The organism is Gordonia sp. NPDC003429, assembly GCF_053588575.1.
On record NZ_JBSFQF010000044.1, the window covers coordinates 1 to 3,942 of the forward strand.

Genomic DNA, 3,942 nt, shown 5'->3' on the forward strand with positions numbered 1-3,942 from the left:
GCCAGCGCTGCAACGCTGACTTGATCAAGTGACTACCAGGATCATATTTACGGGAAGGCACGCCCTCCCTGATCCACAGGTCTTGATCATTCCTCGCGCACTCGCAGTCAAGATGGGTTCTCGGGGGCCCGTCTTCTACCGAGCGGAGCGAATCGGCGTCGACAATAAGCCATTTCACATGTGGAAGTTTCGCTCGATGGTGGTAGGCGCCGATCAATTGCGGGCGCAACTCGCGTCCGAGAGCGAGGGCAGCGGTCCACTGTTCAAGATGAAGGAAGATCCGCGAGTAACCGGCGTCGGATCATTTCTGCGTCGCTACAGCCTCGATGAGCTGCCGCAGCTGTTCAACGTTGTCGGCGGCTCGATGAGTCTCGTTGGTCCTCGTCCGCCACTTCGGCAGGAGGTCGAGACATACGACGAGACGGTCACTCGGAGGATGCTAGTAAGACCCGGCATGACGGGGCTGTGGCAGGTCTCCGGCCGTAGTGACCTTAGCTGGGAAGAGTCGGTCCGGCTCGACTTATCCTACGTTGAGAACTGGTCGCTGCCTCTTGCTATTGTGATCCTCGCTCGAATGACGGCGCTCATCGAAATTCCCCAGTGATGCTCACCTAGATTCCCCACCCGTGTGGCGCCGCCAGAGTAGGCGGGCCTCCCGTGATGCTGATGGTCTCTGACCACTCACCAGCTACCTCGGGAGGCCCGCTTTCATGTTGACACGGGAGAGCGATGTGGAAGTACATGCACTGCACAAACGGGGGTGGACGATCTCGGCGATCGCCCGACATACCGGCCACGATAGGAAGACGATCCGGGCTTACCTCAACGGTGAGCGCACCCCGGGCGAACGTAGGAAGCCGGAGGTGGATCCGTTCGACCCCTACCTCGACTATGTCCGGGCCCGACTCGACGAGGACCCGCATCTGTGGTCGCGCACGTTGTGCGATGAACTCGAGGACCTCGGCTACAGCCAGTCGTATCAGACCCTGACCCGCCAGATCCGGACTCGCGGTTTGCGACCAAAGTGTGCTGACTGCGCGCAGGTCACCGAACGGGCGAACGCGATCATCGAGCACCCGCCCGGTGAAGAGACACAATGGGATTGGGTGGAGTTGCCGAATCCTCCAGTGCAGTGGGATTGGGGTTCGACCGCGTTCTTGCTGGTCGGGTCGCTGGCGCATTCTGGGCGATGGCGCGGCTATCTGGCGCCGGATATGACCCGCCCGCAGGTGATCGCCGGTATCGACCGCATCACCCGCCGCTTGGGTGGGGTCACCAAGGTATGGCGGTTCGACCGGATGGCCACGGTGTGTCACCCGTCGACCGGGGCGTTGAACGCCGAGTTCGCCGGCGTCGCCAAGCATTACGGTGTTTCGGTGGCGGTGTGCCCACCCCGGCGTGGGAACCGCAAAGGTGTGGTGGAGAAGTCCAATCACACTGCTGCGCAGCGGTGGTGGCGCACCGTGGCCGATGAGCTGACCGTCGAGCAGGCGCAGGCCAGTTGCGACACGTTCTGCCGGACCCGTTCGGATGTGCGGATGCGCCGCACCAAAGATGGGCGCTCGAACGTGGCTACCGTCGCCGCACGCGAACCGCTGAGCGCCCCGCCAGCGGCCCCGTACCCGGCGACGGTCACCGAGGTGCGAACCGTGTCTCGCCAGGCGCTGGTGGCGTGGAAGGGCAACCAGTACTCGGTGCCCCCGGAGTTGGCGATGAGCGACGTGCACGTCAGTGAGCGACTCGGCGACGGGCATATCGACATCGCCACCGACTCGGGCATCGTGATCGCCCGCCACCGCCTGGCCACTGCCGGCTCGGGAGCCCAAGTGCGTGACCACGGCCATGTCGTCGCCTTGGACATCCTCGCCCAAGCCGGCGCCTCCTCCAGTCGCCGCCCGCACCGCCGCAAGGAACGCATCCCACCCGGCGAGGCCGCCCGACACGCCGCGGAAGCACTGCGCCGCACCACCACAACCGCCCACCCCGCCACACCGACCGAGGCGTCGGTGATCGATCTGAGCGTCTATGAACGCGCCGCGCAGAACAGGACCCAACTCCCATGACCACCACCAACACGACAGCCGCTGACGACTCGAACAGCGTTGCACCGCAGTCACAATCGGCGGTCTCGGTGTACCAGCAACTGCGTGGGCATCTCGCCGCACTCAAACTCGACGCCGCCGCGCAAGCCCTACCGCAGGTGCTGCAGATCGCTGCCGAGCAGGAGTGGACGATGACCCACACCCTCGAGCACCTCCTCGGCATCGAGGTCGATGCCACCGAGGCCCGTCGCCTGGCCGGGCGGCTGCGCTTCGCTTGCCTGCCCACCCCCGCCACCCTGGACGGGTTCGACTACGATGCCGCCCCCGGAGTCGACCGGGCGTTGATCCGTGAACTGGGCACCTGCGCGTATCTGGAATCGGCGACGAACGTGCTGCTCATCGGCCCACCCGGCACCGGCAAAACCCACCTCGCCGTCGGGCTGGCGCATGCCGCGGTGCACGCCGGCTACCGCACCTATGTGACCACCGCCGCGGATCTGGCTGCGCGCTGCCACAAAGCCGCCATCGAGGGCCGCTGGGCCACCTGCATGCGGTTCTTCGCCGGCCCCACCCTGCTGGTGATCGACGAACTCGGATATCTACCGTTGCCGGCCGAAGCCGCGTCAGCATTGTTTCAAGTTGTGGCACAACGATATTTGAAAACATCAATCGTGATCACCACCAACCGGTCAGTCGCCGAATGGGGCGAGGTCCTCGGCGACACCACCGTCGCCGCCGCCATGCTCGACCGACTGCTCCACCGCTCAGTCGTGCTCAAACTCGACGGCGATTCCTACCGGCTCCGCGACCACCACGCCCGCACCCACAACCAGCGCACCGCCACCGCACCAACCCGCCGGACGCTACAGTAGGAGCCGCCCACGGGTGGGGAATTTCAGTGAGCACACCTGGGGAAGTTTCTTGAGCCTCGTCACCTGCGGCACCCGCAATACCCGACCGGTGCGCAGACACGTCACCAGCTCACGCTTGAGAGCGCCACGCCCTTCGATATAGAGCGACTGATAGATCGCCTCATGTGAGATCCGCATACTCTCATCATCCGGGAAATCGAGCTCAAGGCGATGTGAGATCTGTTCTTGACTCCAGCCACCGCCCACCGACGATCCTCACGACGAGGTTTGTTGCGGCCCTTTCATTCTCGCGGCTTCGGACCGCCGACTACCTGCCCGTCCTCATCGCGCACCACACCCTCGAGACGGTCCTGAACATATTCACGCAACCGCGGATTGGCCACCAACTTGGCCTCCTTCGGTCGACGCGCCATCAACTCCGCTTTCCACTGGGCCACCGAGACCCGGTACTCGACCTTTCCGCTGCGCGTGGCCGCGTTCCGACGCAACTCGCTGAAATCGTCGACGGCGAGCGCCCCAGCAGCTGTGCGATCGCGCGAGCGCTCTCACCCCGGCCGTGTGCCAGCGCGATCTCCTCGCGCTCGGCGAACGACAAGTACCGACCGGACCCGCTGTGCAATTCGAAAGGTGCCATGCCCCCACCCTGGCGGAACCATCGGGTCCCAACGGCCTGCGACACGCAGCACGCGACCGCGGCGTCGTCACTCGTGAGACCTTCGGCGATCTTGGCCCAGAACTGACGCTCGACATCACGGCGATACGGCGGACGGCCCGGCGACCGCATTGCCGGCCTACCCGTCACCGTCACCATCCACCCGTCCGGACGACCCATCCAAACACCCTCTCTCCCTACGGGTGTTGCGTCCACTGGTTGAACCCGGTCAGTATACGAGTGTGCGCCTCGTTGAAACACTGGCACTTTCGGATCTACGTCGAGATATTGTCAAGACCTGTGGATGAGCGGTTTTCAGGCGGCCTCCTGGGTGCCTGAGGTGGCGTCGGGTTCGACGAGTTTGCCTTTCTCGAAG

At 64.5% G+C, this 3,942-nt stretch carries 2 protein-coding genes and 2 pseudogenes; 3 read left to right on the forward strand and 1 reads right to left on the reverse strand.

Going from position 1 to position 3,942, the window contains the following annotated elements; genetic code table 11:
* Positions 1-82: 82 nt before the first annotated feature.
* From ACWDSI_RS20350 to istB, 3 genes and pseudogenes are all read left to right on the forward strand, one after another.
* Positions 83-604, forward strand: a pseudogene (locus ACWDSI_RS20350) (sugar transferase); the annotation flags it as partial.
* A gap of 106 nt (positions 605-710) precedes the next feature.
* Positions 711-2,063, forward strand: a complete 1,353-nt coding sequence (locus ACWDSI_RS20355; protein ID WP_449757672.1) for an IS21/IS408/IS1162 family transposase — start codon at positions 711-713, stop codon at positions 2,061-2,063.
* The gene (gene istB / locus ACWDSI_RS20360; RefSeq protein ID WP_449757673.1) at positions 2,060-2,914 is read left to right on the forward strand and encodes an IS21-like element helper ATPase IstB; all 855 of its coding nucleotides are present in this window, start codon (positions 2,060-2,062) and stop codon (positions 2,912-2,914) included. The genes ACWDSI_RS20355 and istB overlap by 4 nt, the downstream gene beginning before the upstream one ends.
* A gap of 63 nt (positions 2,915-2,977) precedes the next feature.
* On the opposite strand, the pseudogene ACWDSI_RS20365 reads toward istB, so the two are convergent.
* A pseudogene (locus ACWDSI_RS20365) lies at positions 2,978-3,725 on the reverse strand (transposase); the annotation flags it as partial.
* Positions 3,726-3,942 lie beyond the last annotated feature (217 nt).

Excerpts from the sequence above, each read along its gene's own strand:
- ACWDSI_RS20355 (WP_449757672.1), top strand. The coding sequence starts at position 711 with ATGTTGACACGGGAGAGCGATGTGGAAGTACATGCACTGCACAAACGG.
- istB (WP_449757673.1), top strand. The coding sequence starts at position 2,060 with ATGACCACCACCAACACGACAGCCGCTGACGACTCGAACAGCGTTGCA.